We start from the raw sequence: 25,927 nt of genomic DNA, 5'->3' as shown, positions 1-25,927 counted from the left end.
GCTGCGGGAGGCCGGGTCGGCCCGCAGTAGGGCAGCCAGGACCTCGAAGCTCCTTGACCGAGAGGCCGAGTCGGCCCCCGTCGCGGGTGGCCGTGCGATGCATCGGTGGCGCCCTAAAGCGTGCGGCGGTGACGGCGAGGAAGGTGGTTCCGCCATGTCATGGGACCGGCTAGAGGCGCTGCTCGGTCCAGACGATTTTGCCGTCGGAGGTGTAGCGATAGCCCCACTTGTGGGCGAGGTGGGCCGTGATGAACAAGCCGCGCCCGCCTTCGTCGAATGCGCGGGCGTGACATACGCGTGGGGCTGTGGCGCTGTTGTCGTGCACCTCGCAGGTAAGCATGTGGTCTCTTATCAGACGCAGTTCGAGGGGCGGGCTGCCGTAGCGAACCGCGTTGGTGACGAGCTCGCTCACGATCAATTGGGCGGTGTCACTGGTGGCCTCGTCTATTTTCCATTCCGTGAGCTGACTGCGGACATGAGCGCGGGCGGTGCCCGCAGCGGCGGTGTCGTAGCCGAGCGGCCACGTCGCGACTTTGTCGGCGGGAAAGCTGTGCGTGCGGGCCAGGAGGAGGATGGCGTCGCCGGCACTGGAGCTGTCATCTGCCTGGCACGCGTAGAGAGCCTCGTCGCACAAGTCAGGGAGGTCGCGGCAAGGGTGCTCCAGGATCTGCCGGAGGAGGGCCAGGGCGTTTTGGGCACTGGGCCGGTGGCAGCTCAGGAAAGCCGGCGTGTAGAAGGCCATGACGCTGCCGTCGATGAGCTCCAGGGTGACGGCGGTAAATGGTGAGCCGTCAAGACTGCCCAGCAGCGGACCGGTTGGGATGTCAGGGATTACGGTGGCTTCGTTCGGGAAGTTGATCACAGGAGCCGGGTGTCCGGCACGGGCGACCGTGCAGGTGCGGGCAAGGGGATCGTACTCCGCGTACACGCAGCTGGCGGCGAGCTTCTCCCGGCGCAGCGGATCGCCCAGCGGGAGTGCAGCGCGTTCCTCCGCCAGAGCCATCGCTGTGTCGTTGAGGCGGGCGAGGAGCTCGTCGGGATCCAACCCGAGCGCAGCCAGCGAGTGAATTGCCGTGCGTAGCTGTCCCATGGTGGCAACAGTGTTGATGCCGTGTCCGGCGACTTCGCCGACGACGAGGCCGGTGCGCCCCCCGGAGAGTTCCATGATGTCGAACCATCCTCCTCCGCCACGGTCGCCGGGCCGATGGAGATGGGCGGTCTCGACGGTTGCCTGCGAGGCAGGGCACTGAGGCAGGAGTTGGCGCTGGGTTGTCACGGCGATGGTGTGCTCGCGTGTGTAACGGCGGGCGTTGTCGATGCACAAGGCGGTATAGGTCGCCAACGAGAGGGCCAGCGCGAGGTCTTGCTTGTCGTAGGGACCGGTCTCTTGCGTCCGGTAGAGGTTGAGGAGTCCGAGTGCTGTTCCTCGCAGAGCAAGGGGTGCGACAATGAGTGAGTGGGCGCCGGAGAGGCGGATCACCTCGGCCCGGGAGGGGTCCGCCGTAAGCCAAGCGGTGTCGGGCCCAAGCGTGAGGAGGCGGGGGCGAAAGTCGGTCAGGGCCTGCGCATACGGTGTCGACGAGGGCAGACGACGCACGTCGCCCACGGGATACGCCGGACTCCATCGGTCGCTCGCGCGGTAGGCTGCTCGTCGCAGTGGTACCTCACGGCCGAGTGGACCGGCAGTAGGCTCTTCGCCCCGCAGTACCATGTCCACTACGTCGACTACGGCTGCGTCAGCGAAGCCGGGCACCAATGCGTCCACCAATTCCTCGCAGTTCGCCAGAACATCAAGGGTCTGTCCCACGCGCTCGTGCACGGTGTTGAGAACCTCCGTGCGGGCATGTTCCGCTTCGCTGACGGTGACATCGATCGCCGCCAGCGCAGCTCCCAGGACCGCGCCCTGAGCATCCTCCAGACGGAGCACCGAGAGGGAATACAGGCGCCCCAGCCCTGTGGAACCCTTCGGCCGCCCGCGGACGAGGCGACCGAGCGCAGGCACACCACTGTCCAGTACTTCGTGGACCACTGCCTCCGTCTCGCCGGGCGCTGAAAGATCGAATACGTCGGTGAATCGACGTCCAAGGCCGCCGTCGGCGGGCATGTCCGGCAAGTTTCGAGTTGCGGTGTTGACGCGAACCAGTCGCAGGTCGGTATCCAGTAGGTAGAGCCCTTGCGGCCACTGCTTGAAGAATGCCTCCAGCACCGCTGCCCCGGTATCGGCAGCGGCTTCTTCCGCCGCACGGTACATGGCCCAGGCGATGGAGCGATCTGGCCGTAGCATTGGCCGTACTCGCAGGTCAACCGCAACTTCGCAGCCATCGCGGTTGCGCAGCACCGCGGCGGCGCCCGGCCGGGCGCCGGGGCGCGAGGGCGCTGTGGTTTCCGCGACCAGTACCGCTGCCGGCTGCCCGATCACGTCGGCGGCTGTGTAACCCAGCAGCTCCTGAGCTTGGCAGCCCCACTGCACCACCACGCCAAGGTCGTCCAAGACCATTAGTGGATCATCGTGGAACACGGCGACCTCCACTCAGCGTGTCTGGATAGACGTGCCGGCAGACCACAGCCCATGTTGAGGATGTCCGCGCGAACGGATCGTCGTGTGATGCCGCTGTCGCTTATGCGGGTGCGCGACCGACCTGCGCTTACCTCGCCTTTTGAGATCATGCGACCACATCGCGCGACGACGCTCCAGCCTCGCCGTGCCTCGCGCCGCAGTGGGGTCGCTGTCCTCGTATGCGACACCAGCGCCCGGTGGCAGCTCACCTCGACCATCCTGGCGTCCAGGCTCCGCGCGGCTGGTCCAATTCGGTGACCGAGGCACACAGCAGGCGAGAGTGCTCGGATCCCGTCACACGTTGCGACGCCCGGGCCGGTACGTGTGTCGCCCTCTCCGGCGCAGCCCCGGTACCAGGGCATCGTGTATCTCTCTGCCTGAGCTCTACCTTCAGCATGTCAACCCCTGATGCCCAGCATCTCACCAGCACACCGGCGAGGCTCGGTGCAGAGACCGGATGACGCACAAGACTGCGGCGGAGATCGCCTCTCCTCCCCGCCCCGCGCCACTGCGGCCTTCGTGGCGACGCTCTGGGCGCCCTCCCGGTTGTGGGCCACCTGCCGCCGGTCGGGGAGGTCAGCAGCGGCGGCGAATCCGGAGCCCCGATCTGGGTCGGCACCGCTGTGGGGGCAGTCCGCTCGAGGACCCGGCTGCTTGGGTCTCGCGCCCGACTGGTCTAGACCATCGTCTCGATGACCTCGACGGTCCGAGTCAGGTGCGGTTCGGAACGATCCGCGCGATGGGCCAGGGCGAGTTCGACGCGGGCGGTGGGACCTGCCAGGGGCAGGTAGACCACCCCTTCGAGCGTCAGCGCGGTCGCAGGCTCCGGCACCACTGCCACGCCCAGGCCGCCGGCGACCAGGGTGACCAGGGTGGACGTCTCGCCGACCTCGTGGCGGACATGCGGCTCGACCCCGGCGTCGTGAAGCAAGCGCAGTACAACGCTGTACATCACCGATCGGCGGTCGGCCGAGTGCATGATCAGATCGGCATCGGCCAGATCGTGGGCACGGAGCCGGGACCGTTTTGCGAGCGGATGGTCGGCCGGCACGGCGACCACGAGCCGGTCGCGGCGCAGCGTTCGGACAGTGAGCGAGAGGTCGGCGACGGGTGGTCGCAACAGGGCAACGTCAATGGCACCGGTGCGCAGTGCCTCCACCTGGTCCGGAGCCAACATCTCGCCGCGGAAGGAGAAGTCGACCCCCGGTAGCTCCAGCGACAGCCGGCGCGAGAGCGCCGGCAACAGGCTGTATGTCGCCGAGCCGACGCAGCCGATGGTGAGATGCCCAACGGCACCGGCCGCGACCCGGCGAGCCAGGCGGGCGGCGTCATCGACCTCGGCGAGGATCGCCCGTGCGCGCTTGAGGTAGGCGCGGCCGGCCGCGGTGAGGTCGACACGCCGGGTGGTGCGATGAAGCAAGTCCACGCCGAGCTCGGCCTCGAGCTGGCGGATCTGCTGGGACAGCGGCGGTTGGGCCATGTGCAACCGCTCCGCGGCGCGGCCGAAGTGACGCTCCTCGGCGACAGCGACGAAGTACCGGAGGTGCCGGAGATCCATATGCAGACCGTCTTAATCGGCAGGGATATTTGTACTTCACAATATCAGGAGGCCGCGTTAACTTCGGTGCCATGAGCGCCTTCGTATACGCCGCGACGCGGACCCCCTTCGGCCGCTTCAACGGTGCCCTGGCCGCCGTACGGCCGGATGACCTGGCAGCATCCGCCATCACCGCGGTGCTCGCCCAGGCACCGAAGCTGGAGCCCGCCGCAATCGACGAGGTCGTGTTGGGCAACGCGAACGGTGCGGGCGAGGAGAACCGCAACGTGGGCCGGATGGCCGCTTTGCTGGCGGGCCTGCCCGTCACGGTGCCGGGTTCGACCGTGAACCGGCTCTGTGGCTCGTCACTGGACGCGGCGATGATCGGCTCGCGCGCGATCGAGACCGGCGATGCCGAAGTGGTGCTGGTCGGCGGTGCCGAGTCGATGACCAGGGCCCCCTGGGTGCTGCCCAAGCCCGCCAAGGGCTTCCCGGCAGGCGACCTCACGGCGGTGTCGACGACGCTGGGCTGGCGGCTGGTCAACCCGAAAATGCCGACGGAGTGGACGGTGAGCCTGGGCGAGTGCAACGAGCAACTCGCGGAGCGGTTCGGGATCTCGCGCGAGCGTCAGGACGAGTTCGCCGCCCGCTCGCACCGGCTGGCGTACGAAGCGTGGGAGGCGGGCTTCTACGACGGCCTGGTGACACCCGTCGCAGGCACCGACCTGGCCCGAGACGAAGGCATCCGACCGACGTCGACGGTGGAGGTTCTGGCCGGGCTGAAACCGGCCTTCCGCGACGGCGGCTCCATCACCGCCGGGAACGCCTCGCCGCTCAACGACGGTGCCTCGGCGCTCCTGCTCGGCTCGGAGCGCGCGGCCGACGTGATCGGGTCGGACCCGGTCGCGCGGATCGCGGGCCGTGGCGCGATGGCGCTGGAGCCACAGATGTTCGGCTACGCCCCGGTGGAGGCGGCCAACCGAGCTCTTGCTCGCGCCGGCATCGGCTGGGATCAGGTCGGCGCCGTCGAACTCAACGAGGCGTTCGCGGTGCAGTCCATCGCCTGCGTCGACGCCTGGAAGATCGACCCGGAGATCGTCAACGTCAAGGGCGGTGCCATCGCGATCGGCCACCCGCTGGGTGCCTCGGGTGGCCGGGTCCTGGGCACGCTGGCGAAGGTGCTGCGCGAGCGCAAAGAGCGGTATGGCGTGGCAGCGATCTGCATCGGTGTCGGGCAGGGGCTCGCTGTCGTTCTGGAGAACACGGAGGTTGGAGGGTGAGCAGGGCCCGGCTGCTCGAGTCGTGTGACGAGGCCGTTGCCGGGATCCAGGACGGCTCGACAGTCCTGGTCGGCGGCTTCGGCTTGGCGGGGATGCCGTTCGACCTCATCGACGCGCTCATCCGGCAGGGCGCGCAGGACCTCACGATCGTCTCCAACAACGCCGGCAATGGCGAGGTCGGCCTGGCCGCACTGCTCAAGGCGGGGCGGGTCCGCAAGGTGATCTGCTCGTTCCCGCGGCAGGTCGACTCCTACGTCTTCGATGAGCTGTACCACGCGGGCAGGATCGCACTCGAGGTCGTTCCGCAGGGGAGCCTGGCCGAGAGGATGCGCGCGGCCGGCGCCGGCATCGGCGCCTTCTTCTCCCCGACGGCGGTCGGCACGCCGCTGGCCGAAGGCAAGGAGACCCGCGAGATCGACGGACGTACCTACGTGCTCGAGTATCCGATCAAGGGAGACTACGCGCTCATCAGCGCCCATCGTTGCGACGGGTTGGGCAACCTGGTCTACCGCAAGACGGCCCGCAACTTCGGCCCGGTCATGGCCACCGCCGCCACGACGACGATCGTGCAGGTCAGCGAGGTCGTCCCGACCGGGAGCCTGGACCCCGAGGCGATCGTCACGCCGAGCATCTATGTCGACCGGGTTGTCCAGGTCGAGGGCCGCCACTACACCGTCAAGGGAGCACGATGAGCACCACCCAGATGGTAGAAGCGCCAATGTCGGCCGACCACCCCCTGTCGATGGATGAGCTCGCTGCCGTCATCGCCCGTGACATCCCGGCCGACGCGTATGTGAACCTCGGAATCGGCCGGCCGACCAAGATCGCCGACCACCTGCCCGCCGACGCGGGCATCGTCCTGCACACAGAGAACGGCATGCTCGGCATGGGCCGCGCAGCCCACGGCGCCGAGGTCGACCCCGACCTCACCAACGCCGGCAAAGTGCCGGTGATCGAGACGCCGGGCTGCTCCTACTTCCACCACGCCGACAGCTTCGCGATGATGCGCGGAGGCCATCTCGACGTGTGCGTGCTCGGCGCCTACCAGGTGGCGTACGACGGCAGCCTGGCCAACTGGCACACCGGAGAGCCGGGCGCCATCCCGGCCGTCGGCGGGGCGATGGATCTGGCCATCGGCGCCAAGCAGGTCTTCGTGATGATGACGCTCTTCACCAAGTCCGGCGCGCCCAAGCTGGTGCCCGAGTGCACCTATCCGCTCACCGGCCTCCGGTGTGTGAGGCAGGTCTACAGCGACTACGGGGTCTTCGTTCTCGGCCCGGCCGGCGTCGCGATCCGCGAGACGTACGGCGTCCGTGCGGCGGAGCTGTGCGAGCGACTCGGCCTCCCTGCGTAGCGCCGTGCCCGGCAAAGGCAGGGTCGTTGCGCGCTCACGGGGTGGTCAGCCGCACGGCTCGGCCACGAGTCCGCCGACGTAGGAGTGATGCCCCGCCAGTGCTGTGACCGGGAAGGTTCGCCGGTCTGAGTCAGCTCCTCGCCATCGTCGCTGGTCAGGAGAGGGGGCCTTTCGCCCCTGAGGGTCCGGACGGGCCGAGTCGATCTTGTTGTCGGTGCAGCCGGCCACCATCGGCCGGACCGAGCCTGCCCGCACGTGCGTGAGCCACATCCACTGCTGATGCTCCATCGACGACGACACCCTGGGGGCATCACCCGACGCTGCAAAACCCATGAGTACCCTGGCCGTGCTGAAGTCGATCGGCGCCGCCCGTTGCGGGGCTGCACCCAGTTACGCGATCTCGGACAAACCGTCTTCGCACAGGGGCCTGGGCGCCCGTCGCGGTCACGTTGCCACAACCCCATTTCCAAGGCGTCGAGCACCAGTTGGGTCTCCTTCGACGTTGAGGCGGCCCAGCCGACGATGGCGGCGACCTGCCTGCCGCGGACCGCGCCGGCGATGCCCAGCCCGCGCATCAGCCGCTCGACGGTGCATCGGGCCACGGCATGGCCCTGCGGTTCAGCTCCCGCCAGATCTTCCGGGCCCCGTAGACACGGTAGTTGGCCTGGTGGACCTCGTGGGTCAGCTGATCTGTGCGGACTCCTCCATCGTCGCCTCCGGACGGCGTCCGGAGGCGAGCTGACCCTGCCGGACCTTCCCCCACGCCTGCCGGCGCGGGAGGTGCCCTGCCCCCAGCGCAGCGTCTCGGTCGAGCCGATGCCGAGCTTCTGGGCGACCGCCTTCCACGCGACGGACTCGTTCCGGTAGTCGCCCAGGACCTCGGCAACCATGCGCACCGCACGGCGAAGGCTCAAGCAGGTCGTGCCATGACTCGAGTCCTTACACGTGTTCGCGTCTCTACCGAACCGAGAGCGGTTCACGTAGAGTCCACGAGGAGCACTGAGATCCGCGGAGGTTGGGCGATGTCGGAATGCATGGCCTGGGATGCTGGGAGAGGAGTCTGCTCCTCAGGACATCCTCGAAGTTGCTCCGATGGTTGAATCCGAGCCCGGTCGATCGAGCGGGCCGAAGACACCAGGTCGTCACCACCGCACGATCATCAGACGGAAACTCGCAATCCCGGAGCCTGCAAAAGAGGTAGTCCACCGTCAGAGGGTCAGCCGACGCATGCACGAGCTCCTCGACCGCCACACGGTGGTGAAAGTCTTTGCGACCGCCGGTGCCGGCAAGACAACCTCGGTGGTTCTGGCTGTTCGCGACCTCGACAGGCCTGTTGCCTGGGTGTCGCTCGACGGGACGGAACAGGCGGCGGGGCGTCTGCTCGTCTATGTCGAGGCGGCTGTCGAGGACATAGTCTCCAGTGCTGCGGACGTCGCCTCGGATGCTCTGAGCAGCAGCCTTCAGATCGGTGAGGCAGCTGGACTGCTTGCCGAAAGCCTGCAGGGCAGTCGGCTCATTGTGGTCTGCGACAACGTGGAGCGAATCGCTTCCGACGAGAGCTGCACCGCGGTCCTGTCCTCCTTCGCCCGCTACCTGCCGTCCGACGTGAACCTCGTACTGATCTCGCGCGTCGACGTCCAGCTCGACTTGGGCTCGACCAGCGAGCGCGACCGGGTCGGGGAGCTGGTGGAGACCGACCTTGCCTTCGACGTCCAGGAGGCGAGCGCGGCACTTCGGACAGTCGGTGACCTCGACGTGGATCCCGCGCAGGCAGTAACCGCGACGGGGGGATGGGTGACCGGCGTCTTGTTCAAGGGGTGGCGCCACGCCCGGTCTCGTGAGATGGATCCCGACTCGCTGCACTCCTACGTCGCCGCCAACATATTCAACTCCCTTTCCCTGGCTGAACGAAGGTTCCTGCTTCACACGAGTCCGTTGCACGAGATATCGGTCGACGGAGCCCGGGGAATGGGCCAGGAGAATGCAGCGCACATCATGGCCGACCTCCGGGGCCGATATCTTCCGGTGACGTGGTCCGCCGATGGTTCGCGCATGACGCCCCACCCCATGTTCCGCGACTTCCTACAGGTGGCTCTCGAGCGGGAGGACGCCAAGACGGTCGGCGAGGTGCGTCGCAGACACGCAGAAGTCCTGATCGCCAACGGCGCGCGCGAGGAAGCCGTCGATGAGCTGCTTCGGCTCGGCGACGTCGAGGCGGCCGGGCGGTTGGCCGCCGCCGCCCTCCCAAGCCTGGTTGCGCGGATGGACTTCGCCCCGGCAGCACGTTGGCTCGATGCACTGGGTGCATCGGTCCGGACCCCGACTCCGGAGATCGGATCCGTCGTCTTGCGGGTTGCCTTTGCGCTGGAGCAATGGGGTCGCGGAGTCGAGTTCATCGATCGGCACGGCTACGACTGGCTTCCAGAGCCCGGGGCTCCCGACTCCGAGGAGGCCCGCGTCCTGGCTTGTTGGTGCCTTTGGCACTCCGGACGGATCGCCGAGGCCCGAACCGTCGGCGACCAGCTGCCACCTGGTCGCAACCGGCGCATCGCCGACACGCTGATCGCGGGCGCAACCGGCGAGGAGCCGCCACCCTTCCCGGAATACTCAACAATGCCCTCCGGCCCGGTCGACGGTCTGCTGATGCGCCTGGCCTTCGTCCGCGGTCGCCTCGACGGACTCGACGACCCAGGCTCGTTCGACCCGTGGCGCACGGTCCTCGGGGGCCCCTGGGTCGTTGCTGCATTGCGCGCCACAGGGCGCTTGGACGCCGCGATGGCCATGTACGAGCCTCGTCGCAGTTCGTCGCAGCCGGTCTGGTTGCATGCCGTCGACGCCGTCGATCTCATGCTGGACCTCGGCCGCGGAGAAGAAGCCTGGTCCTTGCTCAAGCGGGGGCGGGACCTCATTGCGTCAACAGGCTCGAAAGTGTTCCAGAACATGAGCCTTCTCGCTGAAGCCAAGCTGTGGCTGCGCCTCGAAGGCAATGGGCAACGTGCCGACCGCGTGCTGGCGGCTGCGGCTGCCAACGGCGTCTCGGACTATGCCCTGACGCGCGAGGGGTGGCAGCTCTGGACGGGTCTTTCCATGCTGCTGCAAGGCAGAGATGCTGAGGCGCAGGAGCATCTCTCGGCATGCCTGCTGAGTATGCAGAAAGGAGACCGCCAGCTCGAGCTCCCGACGGCTGCGGTGTACCTGGCCGAGGCGCAATGGCGGCTCGGCCTCGAGGATGAGTCCGACGCCACGGCAGAGCTGGCCTTCGTCTCTGCCTCGGCCCACGGGACTCAGCACTTGCTGCTGACAGCGTTGGCAGACATGCCATCGGTTGCGTCCAGGGCCGCGGACACCAAGTCCAGTCGCATGTCGCACTGTCACGAGGTCCTCGACGTGCTCTCGGGCCAGCACCCCGTGCGCGTGAATGTGAGTGCGCCACGTCTCGTCCTGGAGGAGTTCGGAGAGCCGACCCTCACGGTCGACGGAAATGTGGTCCAGCCCCGTCTGACGAAGAGTGTGGAGCTGCTCAGTTATCTGCTCGGAAACCCTGACCGGAGGGCCACACGCGATGAGCTTCTCGGCGCGCTCTTCGGCGGCCGCAACGATGCTGCCAGCCGAAGCTACCTGCGCCAGGCCCTCTTCCGGCTCCGCCAGGCGCTCCCCGTAGACCTTGGGCCGTCGCAGGATGGGGATGTCTTCAGTTTGGTCGGCCCGGAGCTGGCGATGGGCTCGGCCCAGCTAGCTGTTGACATTGTCGTGCAAGCCGGAAGGCAGGACGGAGAGGTTCGACTTCAGACGCTCTTGCACGCCCTCAGAAGTGCAGAGAGGGGCACTTTTCTGGCAACAATGTCAGGCAAATGGGTCGCGGAGCGTCGCGTGGCTCTGACCGGGATCCTCCTGTCGGCCAGAGTCGACGCAGCCAAGTTGGCCTATCGATTGAACCGTCTTCGTGAGGCGAAGGGTCTGGTCGACCACGTGCTCCGCGACGACCCCTACCGCGAGCAGGCCTGGCAGCTCGCGATCCAGCTCGAGTATGCCAGCGGCAGCGATGACGCAGCGTTGGCGCTTTATCGGCGGTACGTCGCACGGATGAGGGAGCTCGGCGTCGCGCCGTCCGACGAGGTTCGCAGGCTTGTCACCCAACTGCGCCGATAAGGGCTCGCGCAGATAGGCGCGATGCGATACCCCGGTAGTAGAACAGGCACAGGGCCTGCTGATCATGGAGTTGCGACGCTCTGTGATCACCGGGAGGCCTGTGCCTGCCCTGCCATCACGGCTGACCGAACCCTTCCGGGACAGCGCATCGCCCTGGAGTCCTACGATCGTATCGTCGGTCTCGTCCTGGACCAGAACGCCGTCGACGGATCGATCGTCCAGATGCCACCTGTCCCCAGGTCGGGGTTGCCGGCAGCGTGGCGCGTTGGCGTGGGCCATCAACCTGCCCACAAACAAATCTCCGCTCCCAACGAGCAGAAGGGTCCGTCAGCGAGCTGACAACCCGTCATGCAGGATCGCGGTCAAACGCCAAGCTAACACCCTCTTCGCAGGCGGTTAACGCCGTGACCGCGACGATGAGCCGCGTCCCTGGAGAACTGGAGGCATGACCATGAGGACCGGTTCGGAGTACCTGGAAAATCTGCGTGACGGGCGCAACGTCATCATCGACGGTGAGCGCATCGAGGATGTGACAACGCATCCTCTGACCCGTGGCTACGCCGCGCAAGCCGCGCGCTTCTATGACCTGCATCACGAGCCCGAAAACCAGGACTCCCTGACCTTCGTCGACGAGGACGGCACGCGACGCCCGATCGGCTGGCTGTATCCGCGAAACCAGCACGACCTCGAACGACGGCGCGACTACGCCAACCAGGTGATCCGCAGCTTTGGCGGCGGCGCGTTCGGCCGCCTCCCCCAGAGCAACAACGGCAACTGGTACGCCCTCGTGGACGACACCGCCCCTTGGGCTGAGCTGTCCAAGGACACGCCCGCGACCGTCGACCTCGCCCGCAACATCATCGCGGACTTTGAGGCCAACCGTGACGCGGACCTCTGGACGGTCCCCCTGCTGAACGATGTCCAGCGCGACCGCTCGGACCCCGAGGCGGCCGCACGCAACCCGATGCTCCGCGTCAAGGAGCGCAATGACGAAGGCATCGTGGTCGAAGGCTGGAAGGGGGTCTCCACCGCGGTCATATTTGCCGACACGATACTGCTCGGCAACATAGTGAAGCCCGGGACAGAACCGGAGCACATCATCTGGGCGAGCGTCCCCGTGAACCACCCGAAGATCACGCACGTGGGACGCCGTTCCAACGCCACACCCGCCGAGTCCGCCTTCGAGCGGCCGCTGTCAAGCCTCGGCGACGAACTCGACTCCATGACGTACTTCGATGACGTCCTCATCCCGTGGGAGCACATCTACCACCTGGGCGACGTCGATCACTCCAGGTTGTATGCGCAGCGTACGTTCGATTTCGAGCACGCCGACACCCTGCACCACATGATCGTCAACGCGGAGCTCATGACCGGACTGGCGGTCCTCGTCGCACAGACAACGGGAACGCTTCAGCACCCGGTCGTGGGATCCGACATCGCCGACCTCGTCCGCTTCCACGAGACGCTGCGTGCCTTCACCATCGCTTCGGAGGCGACCGCGTTCGTGACGCCCAGGGGGCTGTGCAAGCCGAACAACATCTTCTATGACTTCGGCCGCGCGCACTACCTCGAGAATGTGAGCCGGCTGACGGAGAAGCTCGTGGAGATGTGCGGCCGCTCAGCGGTGTTGTCGCCGAGCGACAAGGATTTCGAGGCTCCCGAGATCGGCACCAGGCTTCTGGAGATGTTCCACGGCTCGACGTTGAGCGCGCACGACAAGGTGCGGCTCTTCAAGTTCGTCCAGGACCGGTTCCTCAGCGACTGGGCCGGACGCTTCAGGTCGTTCGAGAGGTTCCAGGGCACGCCGTTGTTCCTCATCAAGCTGCTGACGATGCAGCGCATCTCGACCGACCCCGGCGGCTCCATCACCGAACTGGCCCGCGAGGCAATCGGTCTCGGCACGTCCGACGAGATGACCGCACGCGCCGTCGCCGAGCGGAAGGAGTTGTTCGGCTCGGTGACTTCCGTCGCCGGCGAGCCTGCGCGCGCTGGGGCCGCCGATGCCAACCAGGGCTTCTCGCTGGACGACAAGGATCAGCCCGACTACATCAAGACCCAGGACGCATAACCGCCACCGATGTGCTCGGCTCGCAAGATCCCGCGGCCGAGCACATAGGCAGCATGCTTCGCCCGCCGACGGTTCAGGTGTCCTTCCATGAACGCGGTCCGGAGCCTCAACGGGCGTTGTCACGTTGTGGGCAGTGTGAGTGCCTGACGGTGCGCAAGGGCCTGGTCGGCCTGGGGCGTTGGCTCTGGGACAGGCCGTTGCGGGCGGGCCGACTGCGCTGTTGATCTGCTCGCAGTTGGCGAAGCGGATGGTCATTTCGACTCGGTGGTCGGGAGTGGTGAGTAGGCGGCGCGGGGTCGGAAGTGGGGTGGGATGCCGCTGGACGCGGACAGGAACCGCTGGGCCCGCCCACGCTACGGCTCCCGGAAGGCATGAGTCGGTGTCAGAGTGAGGAATTCGGATGAAGGCGTTCGTTCATCGGGGACAAGTCACCAAGGTGGTGTTCGGTAGGAGGACACGCAGCCGTATCCCCGACGAGGTCGTGCTCATGGGCTGCGAGCGCATGGTGGTGCTGTCCACCCTGAACCAGGCGGCGCAGGCTGCCGAGATGGGTGACCTCATGGGCGCGGCGATGGTCGGGCACTTCGCCGAGGCGACCATGCACACACCGGTCGAGGTCACGGAGAAGGCGGTGGCGTACGTCCAGTCGGTCAAGGCCGATGGCGTGCTCACCGTCGGAGGAGGGTCCACGATCGGTCTCGGCAAGGCCATCGCGGTCAGGACCGGACTTCCGCAACTGGCGCTGCCCACGACGTACGCGGGATCGGAGATGACGCCGATCCTCGGGGAGACCGAAGGCGGCCGCAAGACCACGCGACGACTGCCCGAGGTCCTCCCCAGGACCGTGGTGTACGACGTCGACCTGACGCTGACGCTTCCTCCCGCCGTGGCTGCGGTCAGCGGCGTCAACGCCCTGGCGCACGCGGTGGAGGCGCTCTACGGACAGGACCACGACCCCATCGCGAACCTCATGGCCGGTGAGGCGGTCGACGCACTGATCCGTTCCCTGCCGGCGGTGATAGGGCGCCCGGACGACCCGGAGGCACGCGCCGGGGCACTGTACGGCGCCTGGCTGGCCGGTACCTGCCTCGGGTCGGTCGGGATGGCGCTGCATCACAAGGTGTGTCATGTCCTGGGTGGCACGTTCAATCTGCCGCATGCCGAGACGCACACGGTGGTGCTTCCGCATGTCCTCGCCTTCAACGCGGCAGCCGCGCCCGATGCCGTCGAGCGCGTCGCACGCACGCTTCCCGGCTCCGAGGGCGGTACAGCGGCCGCTCTCTTCGACTTCGTCGGAGAACTCGGTGCCCCCCGCGCCTTGAGGGACCTGGGCATGCCGGAAGCGGGGATCGACCAGGCAGCCGACCTGATCGTTCAGAACGCCTACTGGAATCCGCGCCCGGTGGACCGCTCATCGGCCAGGGCGCTGCTGACCCGGGCATGGGCCGGCGAACGCCCCGCAGTCTGATCCTCTCCTGCGCACTTTCCACCGCAACAACTTCATCACCAGGGAGCCCCCTCATGCGTGACCTCGACAGTGAAACCATTACCAATGAGGTGATCGCCACCTTGGACGGCGTCAAGGACCCCCGTACGGCCAAGATTCTCGAGGCGCTCGTCCGTCACGTCCATGCCTTCGTCCGCGAAGTAGGACTGACCGAAGAGGAGTGGGCCACCGGTATCGACTTCCTCACTCGCACCGGTCACCTGTGCACCCCGACGCGGCAGGAGTTCATCCTCCTCTCCGATGTCCTGGGCGTCACCATGCTGGTGGACGCGCTGAACCACCAGCGCGAGTCGGTGGCCACCGAGAACAGCGTCCTCGGCCCCTACTTCCGCGAGGACCGGCCGGAGCACTCGCACGCCGCGGACATCTCCGCGGGCCTCACAGGTGTCCCGCTCTTCTTCGAGGGTCTGGTGACCGATCACATGGGCGAGCCGGTCGCCGACGCGGCTGTCGACGTGTGGCACAGCGACGCCGACGGCCACTACGACGTCGATGTCCCGGGTCTGCAGGAGACCGCGATGCGCGCCCTGCTGCGGAGTGACGGCGAGGGTGGCTTCGCCTTTCGTTCCATCCGTCCGGCGAGCTACCCGATTCCGGGGGACGGAACGGTGGGCGAGCTCATGCGGGCCTCGGGCCGGTCCTTGATGCGCCCCGCTCATGTCCACGTGGTCATCGACGCGCCCGGCTTCCAGCGGGTGACGACGATGCTGTTTCCCGCCGACGACCCTTACCTGGGGCAGGACCCGGTCTTCGGCGTCAAGGACTCGCTCGTGGTCGATTTCGCCTCCCACGAAGCCGGAACCGGACCATACAGCGACCGCACGGACCAGCCCTACACCTCGCTGCGGCACACCTTCGTTCTCGCCCCCGACCAGGGCTGAGCCCTCGTCGGTGAGCGTTGCCTGTGGTGAAAGGCGGTTTCCGATGGCAAGGCTTCCGGCCGACCGGAGCGTACAGCCCTCGAGAGAGATCAGGGACCTGGTGGATCGGCTGCGGCATCGACCCGCCGCCACCACCACCCGGAACACACGCAACACCCGCTTTGCTGCATGGATCACATCAGTTTCCCCGTCATTCATGGGCACTGGCGCACGCTGCAACTCACTCGTAGCGCGATCGCCGAGCACGGACGATTCGCCGTCAACATCCTCGGGGAAGGCGGTCAAGCGCTCGCCAAGAACTTCGCGGCCTCCAAGAAGGACAAGTTCGCAGGCGTGAGTGTCAGCGAGGAGCACGGTGTTCCGGTGCTCAAGGACGCCATCGCCGTCGTCGTGTGCGATGTGTCGGCGGCGCACCCCGGAGGGGACCACACCATTTTCGTCGGCGACGTCCGACACTTCGAGCACCAGGTGGAAGCCCGGCCGCTGGTGTACTTCGCGGGCGCGTTCGGCGTCATGACATGAGGGCATCGGCGGCCTCATCCGGTCATGTCGGCGGGTGTGAGGCCGTCGAAGTCCCGGCCTTCGGTGCCCGGCCCTCGGTCGGACGGCGAAAGCGCCGAATGATCGCCATTGCACTGGAGGAGGGGCAATGCGGCCTGCCGTCCAAGAGTTCAAACTCCGACCACCGCCGCGGCCTGCGGGCGGGGATCGTCCTTGTCCACAGCGCTCATCGGCAGCAGCCGGCTGGATCCACCACTGACGAATTCACCCATGTGTCGCCGAACGGCACTGGTTTGTAAGGCAGTTGGCGACCAAGAGGGTTGATGGCGTCGCTCGTCCCGGGCAGTCGCCGGAGACGAGTACGAGGACCCTGGCTGCTCGGCACGAGTGGTCGGCCGGGCGGTCGGGAGCCGCCCGGAGGGCGAGCCCTGTCCGAGGCGAAGCTCATCCTGCATCCCGAGGCTCGCCGCACCGGAGGTTGTCGATCATTACGGCGGTACCGCTGGTAGCCCAATGCCGGTGATCCATGTGCCTGGTGGCTCCTTTGCATGCGGAATCATCATTCCGGATGGGGCTGGAGCAAACTGCTAGAGCTACCGTCGGTTACACGACGCCTTTGCTCAAGTCGATCGCGTTTCCTTGATCGCGGATTGCCGGGGATTTCGGTCGGACTTCATGCATCGTTCAGCAAACCAAGATCAAAAACTGGCCCGATGGGCCCTCGAATGCTCCGCCAGCGGGGCGCGAAATGCAACGGTGGCGGTGGCGAACCGGCCCCTGTACCGTCATGATCCACCGGCGATTCCCAAAGCGGTCCAATCGGGCACCGCTCGTTGAAGTTGGCACGGAGTGTTGACGCCGTCCCGAGCGAGGCCGCGCAATCCTCCCCGGTGGACGCGGGTAGCGTTGCCCCACCGTCGGCGTACGATCCTGCGAGAGGACGCTATGCGAACGGTCGAGAGTGCACCCCTGGCAGACATAAGACCCCGTTTACGCAATGACGTGGTATTCCTTCGAGTCGATACCGGTATCTATCTCAGAAGTTCAGAGAGTTCTTGCGTCATCAAAGGCGTCGGCGCCTATGAATGGATGTCTGTCCTCGGTCCTCGAATGACCGGCGAACACACTATCGGGGAATTATGCGAAGGCCTGAACGACAAGCGACGCAAAACCACCATCGGCCTGATGCGCACCTTGCTCGACAGAGGTTTCGCTCGTGCCGTCCCGCCCCCTGACGAACGGACGCTGCCGGCCGGCATATTGGATTTGTTCGCGCCGCAGATCAATTTCGTAGAGCATTTCATGCACGCGGATCAGCGGACGCCGCAGGAGCTCTTCGCCCGCTTCCGCTCATCCCGAGTCCTGGTCAGCGGCCCACCAGGTGGCGTCGCGGCAGCAGCGGTACGTGGCCTGTTGCGCAACGGGCTGGCCGAGGTGTCGTTGGACGACGCCGCGTGGGGACGGGACTTCGACAGCGAGACGGCTAGGCTCGCCGACGCGAGCGCACCGGCGCACGTGGTCGTGCTGCCATCAACCCCTCAGGATCTGACGGCATTTGACATCGTGGTGGCTGTCGCTGACGGCTCGGGCAGCACCGCGTTGCTCGATCTGACCAGACGCCTGCGCGGCGTTCCCCAAGGCCCGCGACTGCTCCCGGTGGTGGCCGACCCGAACCGCATGGTGGTAGGTCCGATTTCCGGACCCGGAGAGCAGCCGTGCTGGGTGTGTGCACAACTTCGCCTGTCCGCCAACTCCGATCCTCGTCGCATGGCCGACTTCTGGCGCGGACTGGCTGTCGGCCCGACCGGCACCGAGGTCCCGAGCGGCAGCCCGATGGCACAGTCCATGGTCGGCAACGCCCTGGCGTTCGAGATCTTCCGGCTGCGCACCGGTCAATTGCAGATGGACGACGAGCGGCACGTCGTGATCCAGGATCTGACCACGCTTGAGTCCCGTCGGGAACGCGTGCTGCCCCATCCCGGTTGCCCGCTGCGCCACGAGCGGGTGCCGTCCGACGACGTCCAGCGCCCGCCCACGGACGACAGCGACGCCTACGGACGCGCGGCTGTTCTGGTCTCCCCGGAATTCGGCCTCATGTCGGGATGGACCGACGAATCGATCCGGCAGATACCGCTCAAGACGGGCCGGGTGCGGCTGGGGTCGCCCGGTTCCCTGACCGACGAGGCGCGCGAGATCGTCGCGTTCGACATCGACACGGCCCTCGTCGCCCGCACTCGCTCGGTGCAGTCGGCGGTCGCCTGCTACGTGGGACGGCTCGGCCCCGTCGGGTTGCCGGACGGAGCACTTCCGGACGCTGCCGATGTGGTTCCGGCCGAACGGCTCGACCTCTTCAACGGTTTGCCCGCCCCTGACGGGTGGTCGGCGGGCCCGGTGGCGTCCGCGGTGTCGCTGCACGACGAAAGCCGGTGGCAGGTGCCGGTCGCGGCCGTCCACCCGCTGTCACCGGCCAACTCCCGGCAGATGTTCGAGCCGAGCCCCGCGGGTGCGGCCGTCGGCTGGACCGTCGAGGACGTACAAGAAAGCGGCTTGTGCTCGGCGCTCGCGTATCGCGGACTCGTCCGCGCGATACGCGGCGGCGAACCGGCCCGACCGCTCTCCGAGGAGTGGCTGGGCGGAGACGACGAGACATCGTTCGCCTTGGGCAGCCTCCGGCCCATCGGCCGGCATGCCCGGGTGTACGCGCTGCCCGGTGCCGTACCGTCCTTCGCCGTTCTCGCCGTGGTCGAGGGCGCCGATGGGGCGATGGACTGGGCGATCGGTTCGCAGCTGTCGGTGCGCGCCGCGGTACGCACGGCGGTGCGGGACGCCGTAGGACTCGCGGTCGGCCGGCATCACGAGGGCGCGCCCATGGACCTCGGCGACCCGCTGATGGCGGACTTCGACCCCAGGACACTTGCCCAGGGCGACGCGAAGGCCGAGTGGTCCTTCGGACGACCCGGGGTGCCGATGTCCGAAGCGCTCGCCCGGCTGGACGCCGACGGCACGCGCGTTCTCTTCGTCGACACCACGACGATCGACCTGCGGGCAGTCCGCGGAATGATCACAGGCACGATCCTGCTCGCTGCGAAGTAGCTGGGCAGTGGGCTGGTCCGCGCCCACCTGAGGCGCGCCACGGTTCTCGGAACACCCGTTCCGGGGGGCACAACCAGAGCACAACCCACCGAAGAGAGGATCGCCATGTCCGCTGAGCTCAAGGACGAACTGAGCGTTCTGGAGAGCGCGACGTTCGAGATCGAGGAGATGACGGACGAGTCCGTCGAGCTGGCGTGGTCCAGCTCCAGCTGCTCCTGCTCCAGCTGCTGCTCCTGCTCCACCAGCAGCTGCTGCTCCTGCTCTTCCAGCACCAGCTGACGTCGGTGACTGATCGGGTCGGTGGGCACCTGCCACGGACCCGGCACTCCGGCTGACAAGTGCGGCTGCTTGGCAAGACGGTCCCCGTCGGCAAGAGGGTCCCCGTCCGAGAAGTGACAAGCAGCCGCACACCCCCATCTTCTCATCGATCGGGTGGACGGATGAATGCTGAGTTGAGCGCGGTGACCACCGCGACGGTCGCCCACGGCCCTGGGATGATCGACGTCGTCCGCGGCTATCTGGCCGGGTGCACCGGTGCGGGCGTCACGGTCGACGTCGGCATGCTCGGCCTTCCTGAGCGCCCCGCGCCGGGCGCGACGCCGGCGGTTGACGGTCTGGTCTACCCGGTGCGCCTGTACGGCGGGTGGGTGCTGATGGGGCCACTGCACCGGGGCGACGGCACGAGCCAGCCGTGCGGACGCTGCCTGGAGCGCCGCTGGCTGTCGCTGCGCCCCGTCGAGGAGCGCCGGCCGATCGAGGACGGCGCGGACGTGTGGGTGGCGGGTGACGACTCCTCGCTCACGCCCTTCGCCCTGGAACAGATCGCGCAGATCGTGCACGCGGAGACGGCCGACGGCCACATCGCCTCCGGCGACCGGCGGATCGGGCGGATCGTGGCACTGCGGACCCGCGACCTGACGGTCGACCGCCATGATCTGATCGCCGACTCGGAGTGCGAGTGGTGCGCCACCCCGGTACCGGATACCGCCGAGGGCGCGGCGCTCCCATTAGGCCCACGACCGAAGACGGGTCCGACCAGCTACCGGGGCGCGTCGGCGGCGGATCTGACCCTGCCGACCGCGGGTTTGGTCAATGAGGTGTGCGGAGCGCTGGCGAGTACGGCACGCCGCGTGTATCAGTCCAGTGCGACTCTGCCGGTCAGCGGGTACTTCCGGGTCCGCAGCAAGTACGACTACCACGAGATGTGGTGGAGCGGACAGTCGCAGAGCTCGGCCGGTAGTGAGCGGTACGGCATCCTGGAGGGCCTGGAGCGGTACGCGGGTCAGTTTCCGCGGGCCAAAGAGTCCACAATATACGCGAGTTACCGCGAACTGGGGCCGGACGCCCTCGACCCCACGACGATGGGTTCGTACCTTCCGGAGTTCTACACCGGACACACCGAGTACTACCAGCCGTATCACCCGGACGCCCAGACGCACTGGGTGTGGGGCTACTCCTTCGGCGAACAGCGGCCGTTGCTCGTGCCCGAACAACTCGTCTTCTATCTGGATCGCCGCCCGGACCGGAAGTTCGTCCAGGAGTCCTCCAACGGCTGTGCCAGCGGCAGCAGCGTCGAAGAGGCGCTGCTGCACGGCATGCTCGAACTCATCGAGCGCGACGCGTTCCTGCTGTGCTGGTACGGCGGGGCCAAACTGCCTGAGATCGATCCGGCGACCTGTGTGGACGAGGAGGTTCAGTTCGTACTGGAGCGGGTGGCACGGCTCGGGTACCGGATGCGGTTGTTCGACATGCGCGTCGACATCCCGGTGCCCGCCGTGATGGCGGTCGCGGAGCGGCTCGACGGAGGGCTGGGCAGGCTGTGCTTCGCCGCCGGCGCGAGCCTGGACCCCGTGGAGGCGGTGCGCGCGGCCATCGCGGAGACCGCGTCCTACATCCCGGGGATGGACGAACGGGTGGAGGCGAAACTGCCTGACCTGCGCGAGATGGTCACCGATTACAACAGGGTGCATGAACTCACCCAGCACGCGCTGTTGTACGGCATGCCGGAGATGGCGTCGACGGTCGACTTCCTGCTGGACGCGGCACCGCCCCGGTCGATGGACGAGCTGTACGGTTCCTGGCTCGCGCAGCGACCCGAGACCCTGGATCTGGCGGATGACGCGCGGTTCGTGATGGAACGGCTGCGTGATGCCGGCAGTGACGTCGTGGCGGTGGACCAGACCTGCCCGGAGCAGGACGGCACCGGCATTCGCACATTGTGCGTGCTGGCCCCGGGACTGGTGCCGATCGACTTCGGCTGGGAGCGGCAGCGCGTGCTGGGCCACCCGCGGCTTCAGGCCTACCTCGACGGCGCACTGGCCGAGATTCACGCCCGTGACGAGGGATTCGGTCCCACGGGGTTGAACCGCAGGCCGCACCCGTTCCCCTGAGCCGTTCCCGTCGGGTTCCCTGAGCCGTCCCCGCGGCGCCGACCCCGGTCGTGCGTCCCGCCTGTCACATTGGCCCGCCCGCGGACCGAAGGAGGAGATCCCGTGTCCGAGAACCGGACGCAGGTCGTGAGCGACTATGTGGAGTCGGTGTTCCGGCGTGGTCGGGAGCCGATGGAGCCGGTCGGCTTCAGCCCCGACTATGCGGACCAGCCGTCCCGGCACAAGACCTACCTGGGGGTGCGGCGTTTCCCGCTCCCGCCGGGCATCGGTCTGCCGCTGGCGGATACCGCCGAGGTGCTTTTCGGCGAACCTCCCGCCGGCCAAGGGCCGCCCTGGACCCCCGACTCGCTCGCCGCGTTGCTGCGGCTGTCGTACGGCGTGCTCGACCGCAGGCTGCGGGTGAGCTGGAACCAGGACAGCCATGCGCGGGTGCTCTACCCGGAGGCGCTGTGGGGGCGCGGTACCGCCTCCGGGGGCGGAATGTACCCGCTGGAGGTCTACTGGGTGGCCGGGCCGGGCAGCCCGCTGACCCCCGGCGTCTACCACTACTCGACGGCACACCACAGCTTCGAGCGACTGCTCGTCGGCGACCTCTCCGACGAGGTGCGCGCGGCGTGCGAGTCCGGGGCCGGGACCGAGAGGGCGGACGGCTTCCTCGTGGTGACCGTGCGCTTCTGGAAGAACTCCTTCAAGTACAACAACTTCTGCTATCACGTGGTGACACAGGATGCCGGCGCCCTGCTGGGCAGTTGGGAGCTGATCGCGCGGGGGACGGGCAGACGCCTCACCCGCGTGCTGTGGTTCGACGACGAGCGGCTGAACCGGCTGCTCGGGCTCGAAACCGACCAGGAGAGCGTGCTGGCCGTGGTCCCACTGTCCTTCGGCCCGCCTGAGGACCGCGTGGCCGGCTCTGCCGATTCGGCGGACCACGGCGGCCTGATCGACCGTCCGAGCTTCGAGAGATCGGCCCGTACCCGCGCCTTCGAGCAGATCGAGCGGGTGCACCGGGCGGTCCTGGCAGACCGCCGTGAGCGTCCGGAGCCCTCGGTGGCGCGCCGCCTCGTACCACTCCCGCCCGTCAGGGGCGATGAGGTCGAGCTGCCGGAGCTGCTCACCGACCGACTCGGCCAGGACGTCGGGGAGACGCTGCGTTCCCGACGGACCAGCTTCGGCTCGTTCACGCGCTCCCGCCCCCTGCGCCTCGACGAGTTGGCGACCGTTCTGGCGGGTACGGTGTCGGGGCAGCGCTACCTCTCGGACGTGGTGCCCGACGACGTCGGGCTGACGGGTCTGTACGTACTGGCGAACCGGGTGACCGGCCTGCCGAGCGGCACCTACCGCTATGACGCCGCCGGTCACCGGCTGCGGGTGGTACGCGAGATGCCGCTCGCCGAGAAGCTGCAGCGCAGTTACTTCCTGAGCAACTACAACCTGGAGCAGGTCGGCGCCGTGCTGGCGATCTCGGGGCGATTGCGGAGCGCGCTCGACGCCTACGGCAGCCGCGGCTATCGAGTCCTCAACTCCGAGGTGGGCGCACTGGCGCAGGTGGCCTACACCGCCGCCGCCGCGCTGGGCGTCGGCTGCGGGGTGGTACTCGGTTTCGACAACATCGCCATCGACGAGGCGGTCGGCCTCGACGACGGAGACGAGCGAACCTTCCTCTACGCACTGCTCGGCCACGAACGCGCGGACAGCGCGGACTTCGACTATCGGCTGGTCTGAGAGGGCTGAACCGTGAAAACCAGCGCGCTGTCATCGACGACGCCCCGCACGGCGTCGGCCGCGACCCCGCCCGTTCACGAGAGCATGGAGCGCGTGACGTGGCACCTGCTGCCGAGGTTCATGCTGAGAGTCGGGGGTCTGCCCTTCGACACCGCAGCCGCGCTGGCCACTCCGGCGAGCGCGACATGGGCGGACGACGTGCTCGACGCACGGCAGCGGCTGCGCGAGCGCGGAGCCCGGCTCGCCGACTCGCTGCAGGAACGTGTGGCGCGCAGTTTCGACGATCCGGCGGCACGACGCACATTGATCAATCTACGCCGAGACGTCTTCAACGCCCGTGCCCCGCGAGGCCTGACGGCGGCCGAGCCGCTACTGCCGACCGACGAACTCACCGAGTTGCGCGCGTGGTCGGCCGACCGGCAGCGGCTCGAGGAGTTGCTGCGGACCGGTTCCGGCATCCTGAGCGAGGAGATCACCGCGGCCCGAGAGGAACTGCGCCGCGTCGCCATCGAGACGGACCTCCGCTACGGCATCCAGCTGTCGTCCCCGTCGCTCGACGAGTATCTGGACGACTACCTGCGACGCGCCGACGGCCCGCTCAGCAAGCGGGAACGGCGCATCGAACGGTCTCTCCTCGAGTACCTGCTGCGCACAGCATGCAAGACCAGCCCGTTCAGCACCCTGACGGCGGTGTCCGCGGGCGTCTTCGCCGAGGCCGATGGCAGACCGCTCGCCGCGTCCGTGCGCGGGTGGGACAAGCGGGGCAGCACCCGGCTGAACATCGCGCTGCTCGCCAGGCTCTCGGAGCTGCTGACCGGGGACCCACAGGTCCGCCGTGATCTGCCCGTCCGAGCCACCAGTGGCACACAGATACACCGCGACCAGGTCCGCTACCTGCGCAAGCTGCGCGGCGCCGATGGCAACGCGGATGCTGCGGTCACCCTGGACGCCGTCCACGAGAGCCTCTTCTTCCTGCCCAGCGGGGAGGCCCTTGCCGATGTGCTCGCCCTGTTCGGCGACGGCATGACGTTGCGGTTCGGCGATGCCGTACGGCAGCTGTGCGCGATGGACACGACGCGGTCGGAGCAGGAAGTGGAACGGTATCTGGCCCAGTTGCTCAGGCTGGGCCTGCTCGTCGTTCCGGATCTGCACATCGACATCCACGATCCGGACCCGGTGGCCACGTACCGCAGGGGGTTGCTGCGCCTGGGAGCGGACTGGGCCGACGACACCGCGGCACTCGTTGAGCGGATGGGTTCGGACGTCGAGCGATTCGCCGACGCCGAAGTGCGCCGCAGACGTGAACTGCTCGCGCAGATAAAGGAGTCCGTGGCGCAGACGCACCGCCTCCTGGGCCGCGACGACACACCGGTGCTGCGCACCTTGGTCTACGAGGACACCACCCTGCCGGGGCTGGCGGTGACCGGTGACGCCTCGACCTGGAGCCGGCAGCTCACCCCCGGGCTGCAACAACTGGCCCGGATTCTCCCGGCGTTCGACGGGAACCTGGTGCGCAGGATCGTCACCAAGGGATTCTTCCGGGCGCGCTACGGGGAAGGCGGGCGCTGCGAGGACTTCCTGTCGTTCGCCCACCAGTTCAACCAGGACTTCTACAACAACTACAACAAGCGGCTGATGCGTCATCAGCGCTTCGACGGCACCGACTTCCGTACGTACGACAACTGGTTCCGGCAGGAGGAAATCGCGGCGATCGACCGTGCGCGGGCCGCGGTGGCCCAGGAGATGAGCCTGAGGTACCGGACCGCCTCCGCCACCGACGCCGACATCGAGCTGGACGAGGACTTCCTGGCCGCCGTGGAGGGTCTGCTGCCCAGGCCGGAACGCCTGCGCTCACTGTCCTTCTTCCTCCAGCTCGCCGAGAACGGCGCCGAGGATCCCTTGGTGATCGTCAACCGGATCTACTCCGGACTCACGCTGCTCTTCTCGCGGTTCGCGCACTCCCTCGACGAGGGTCTCACCGCATCACTGCGCCAGGCGCTGGACGACGTCGTACCGAAGGGAGCCGTGTTCGCCGAACTGAAGGGCGGCTACGACGCGACGAACCTCAACCTGCACCCGGTCGTCACGCCCTACGAGGTGGTCTGCCCCGGAGAAACCAGCTTCCGGCCGCCACACCAGCAGATCCCGGTGGAGGACCTCGTCATCGAGCACGAAGCGGCAACCGACCGGCTGCTCCTGCGCTCCCGCAGACTGGGCGTCGAGGTGATCCCCGTCTACCTCGGCTTTCTGCTCCCGATGGCCTTGCCGGAGGTGCAGCAGGTCCTGCTGAACTTCTCCTGCACCACCATGGTCCAGCTCGACGTGTGGGAGGGCACCGGCATCCCGAAGGGGCGCAGCGGCGCCCTGCCTCGCGTCAGGCTCGGCAATGTGGTGCTCCAGCGCAAGTCCTGGCGGTTCGCCGCCGACCGGCTTCCGCCCGTGACGGCCGGACAGTCGGATCAGGAGTGGTTCCTGGCCTGGCGGGAATGGCAGCGGACGGCCGGGCTGCCCCGCCATGTGTTCGCGAGCCTGGGCGGTGAACGCAAACCGCAGTACGTGGACTTCGACTCGTACGCGTGCGTCCGGCTGCTGGAGACCGCGGTCCGCAAGAGCGACTCGGCGGTGACGCTCACCGAGATGCTGCCCGGCCCCGACCAACTGTGGCTGCGTGACGACCGGCACCGGTACGTCACCGAGCTCACGGTCGAACTCAACGGACACAACGCAACGGATACGGAGCGGTGATGGGCGGCGATCAGGACGCAGGCGACGGCGAGCACATCGAGACGGAGCCGGACAGCGACGGCTGGATCAGCCTCCACATCTTCTACGCCGCCAACGCCAATCCGGTACTGGTCCACTGTGTGCGGCCGCTGGTGGCACGTCTG

Annotated in this window: 15 protein-coding genes and 1 pseudogene; 14 read left to right on the top strand and 2 right to left on the bottom strand. The window is 67.6% G+C overall.

Annotation, left to right across the window (positions count from 1 at the left end; genetic code table 11):
• Positions 1–169: 169 nt before the first annotated feature.
• Entirely contained in the window at positions 170–2,518 is a 2,349-nt protein-coding gene (locus VXC91_RS17655) for an ATP-binding SpoIIE family protein phosphatase (RefSeq protein WP_329508218.1), read from the bottom strand.
• Between the two features lie 715 nt (positions 2,519–3,233).
• Positions 3,234–4,115 (bottom strand): LysR family transcriptional regulator, encoded by an 882-nt coding sequence (locus tag VXC91_RS17650; RefSeq protein WP_329508217.1) that lies wholly within the window; start codon positions 4,113–4,115, stop codon positions 3,234–3,236.
• A gap of 71 nt (positions 4,116–4,186) precedes the next feature.
• Between VXC91_RS17650 and VXC91_RS17645 the strand changes: the two genes are divergently transcribed.
• The 14 genes and pseudogenes from VXC91_RS17645 to VXC91_RS17580 all read left to right on the top strand — a co-directional run bounded on the left by VXC91_RS17645 (position 4,187) and on the right by VXC91_RS17580 (position 25,784).
• Positions 4,187–5,374, top strand: coding sequence for a thiolase family protein (locus tag VXC91_RS17645; RefSeq protein WP_329508216.1), 1,188 nt, complete (start codon positions 4,187–4,189; stop codon positions 5,372–5,374).
• Positions 5,371–6,066, top strand: a complete 696-nt coding sequence (locus VXC91_RS17640; RefSeq protein WP_329508215.1) for a 3-oxoacid CoA-transferase subunit A — start codon at positions 5,371–5,373, stop codon at positions 6,064–6,066. The genes VXC91_RS17645 and VXC91_RS17640 overlap by 4 nt, the downstream gene beginning before the upstream one ends.
• Positions 6,067–6,116: 50 nt before the next feature.
• Positions 6,117–6,728, top strand: a complete 612-nt coding sequence (locus tag VXC91_RS17635; protein WP_408057402.1) for a CoA-transferase — start codon at positions 6,117–6,119, stop codon at positions 6,726–6,728.
• Positions 6,729–7,955: 1,227 nt separating this feature from the next.
• A complete protein-coding gene (locus tag VXC91_RS17630) occupies positions 7,956–10,877 on the top strand; it encodes a BTAD domain-containing putative transcriptional regulator (protein ID WP_329508213.1) in 2,922 nt (973 codons plus the stop codon).
• A gap of 141 nt (positions 10,878–11,018) precedes the next feature.
• Positions 11,019–11,105: pseudogene (locus VXC91_RS17625) on the top strand (IS5/IS1182 family transposase); the annotation flags it as partial.
• A gap of 217 nt (positions 11,106–11,322) precedes the next feature.
• On the top strand, positions 11,323–12,945 hold the full coding sequence (locus VXC91_RS17620; RefSeq protein WP_329508212.1) for a 4-hydroxyphenylacetate 3-hydroxylase N-terminal domain-containing protein: 1,623 nt from the start codon (positions 11,323–11,325) through the stop codon (positions 12,943–12,945).
• Positions 12,946–13,345: 400 nt separating this feature from the next.
• On the top strand, positions 13,346–14,413 hold the full coding sequence (locus VXC91_RS17615) for a maleylacetate reductase (protein WP_329508211.1): 1,068 nt from the start codon (positions 13,346–13,348) through the stop codon (positions 14,411–14,413).
• Between the two features lie 53 nt (positions 14,414–14,466).
• Positions 14,467–15,333, top strand: coding sequence for a dioxygenase family protein (locus VXC91_RS17610; protein ID WP_329508210.1), 867 nt, complete (start codon positions 14,467–14,469; stop codon positions 15,331–15,333).
• Between the two features lie 168 nt (positions 15,334–15,501).
• A complete protein-coding gene (locus tag VXC91_RS17605) occupies positions 15,502–15,855 on the top strand; it encodes a flavin reductase family protein (protein WP_329508209.1) in 354 nt (117 codons plus the stop codon).
• Positions 15,856–16,944: 1,089 nt separating this feature from the next.
• Complete coding sequence (locus VXC91_RS17600; protein WP_329508208.1) at positions 16,945–18,927, top strand: TOMM precursor leader peptide-binding protein; 1,983 nt, start codon at positions 16,945–16,947, stop codon at positions 18,925–18,927.
• A gap of 105 nt (positions 18,928–19,032) precedes the next feature.
• The gene (locus VXC91_RS17595) at positions 19,033–19,206 is read left to right on the top strand and encodes a hypothetical protein (RefSeq protein ID WP_329508207.1); all 174 of its coding nucleotides are present in this window, start codon (positions 19,033–19,035) and stop codon (positions 19,204–19,206) included.
• A gap of 161 nt (positions 19,207–19,367) precedes the next feature.
• Complete coding sequence (locus VXC91_RS17590; protein ID WP_329508206.1) at positions 19,368–21,317, top strand: TOMM precursor leader peptide-binding protein; 1,950 nt, start codon at positions 19,368–19,370, stop codon at positions 21,315–21,317.
• A gap of 102 nt (positions 21,318–21,419) precedes the next feature.
• Positions 21,420–23,039 carry a SagB family peptide dehydrogenase gene (locus VXC91_RS17585; protein ID WP_329508205.1) on the top strand — a complete coding sequence of 540 codons (1,620 nt, stop codon included), beginning with the start codon at positions 21,420–21,422 and terminating at the stop codon, positions 23,037–23,039.
• 93 nt (positions 23,040–23,132) lie between these two features.
• Entirely contained in the window at positions 23,133–25,784 is a 2,652-nt protein-coding gene (locus VXC91_RS17580; RefSeq protein WP_329508204.1) for a lantibiotic dehydratase, read from the top strand.
• The last annotated feature ends 143 nt before the right edge of the window (positions 25,785–25,927 follow it).

It is taken from the genome of Streptomyces chiangmaiensis (assembly GCF_036281785.1).
Classification (GTDB): Bacteria; Actinomycetota; Actinomycetes; order Streptomycetales; family Streptomycetaceae; genus Streptomyces; species Streptomyces chiangmaiensis.
This window is presented reverse-complemented; position numbering and strand designations above follow the sequence as displayed.

Coding starts and splice junctions, on each gene's coding strand:
- VXC91_RS17650 (WP_329508217.1), bottom strand. CDS start 4,115: ATGGATCTCCGGCACCTCCGGTACTTCGTCGCTGTCGCCGAGGAGCGT.
- VXC91_RS17645 (WP_329508216.1), top strand. CDS start 4,187: ATGAGCGCCTTCGTATACGCCGCGACGCGGACCCCCTTCGGCCGCTTC.
- VXC91_RS17635 (WP_408057402.1), top strand. CDS start 6,117: ATGGATGAGCTCGCTGCCGTCATCGCCCGTGACATCCCGGCCGACGCG.
- VXC91_RS17630 (WP_329508213.1), top strand. CDS start 7,956: ATGCACGAGCTCCTCGACCGCCACACGGTGGTGAAAGTCTTTGCGACC.
- VXC91_RS17620 (WP_329508212.1), top strand. CDS start 11,323: ATGACCATGAGGACCGGTTCGGAGTACCTGGAAAATCTGCGTGACGGG.
- VXC91_RS17615 (WP_329508211.1), top strand. CDS start 13,346: ATGAAGGCGTTCGTTCATCGGGGACAAGTCACCAAGGTGGTGTTCGGT.
- VXC91_RS17610 (WP_329508210.1), top strand. CDS start 14,467: ATGCGTGACCTCGACAGTGAAACCATTACCAATGAGGTGATCGCCACC.
- VXC91_RS17605 (WP_329508209.1), top strand. CDS start 15,502: ATGGATCACATCAGTTTCCCCGTCATTCATGGGCACTGGCGCACGCTG.
- VXC91_RS17600 (WP_329508208.1), top strand. CDS start 16,945: ATGACCGGCGAACACACTATCGGGGAATTATGCGAAGGCCTGAACGAC.
- VXC91_RS17595 (WP_329508207.1), top strand. CDS start 19,033: ATGTCCGCTGAGCTCAAGGACGAACTGAGCGTTCTGGAGAGCGCGACG.
- VXC91_RS17590 (WP_329508206.1), top strand. CDS start 19,368: ATGAATGCTGAGTTGAGCGCGGTGACCACCGCGACGGTCGCCCACGGC.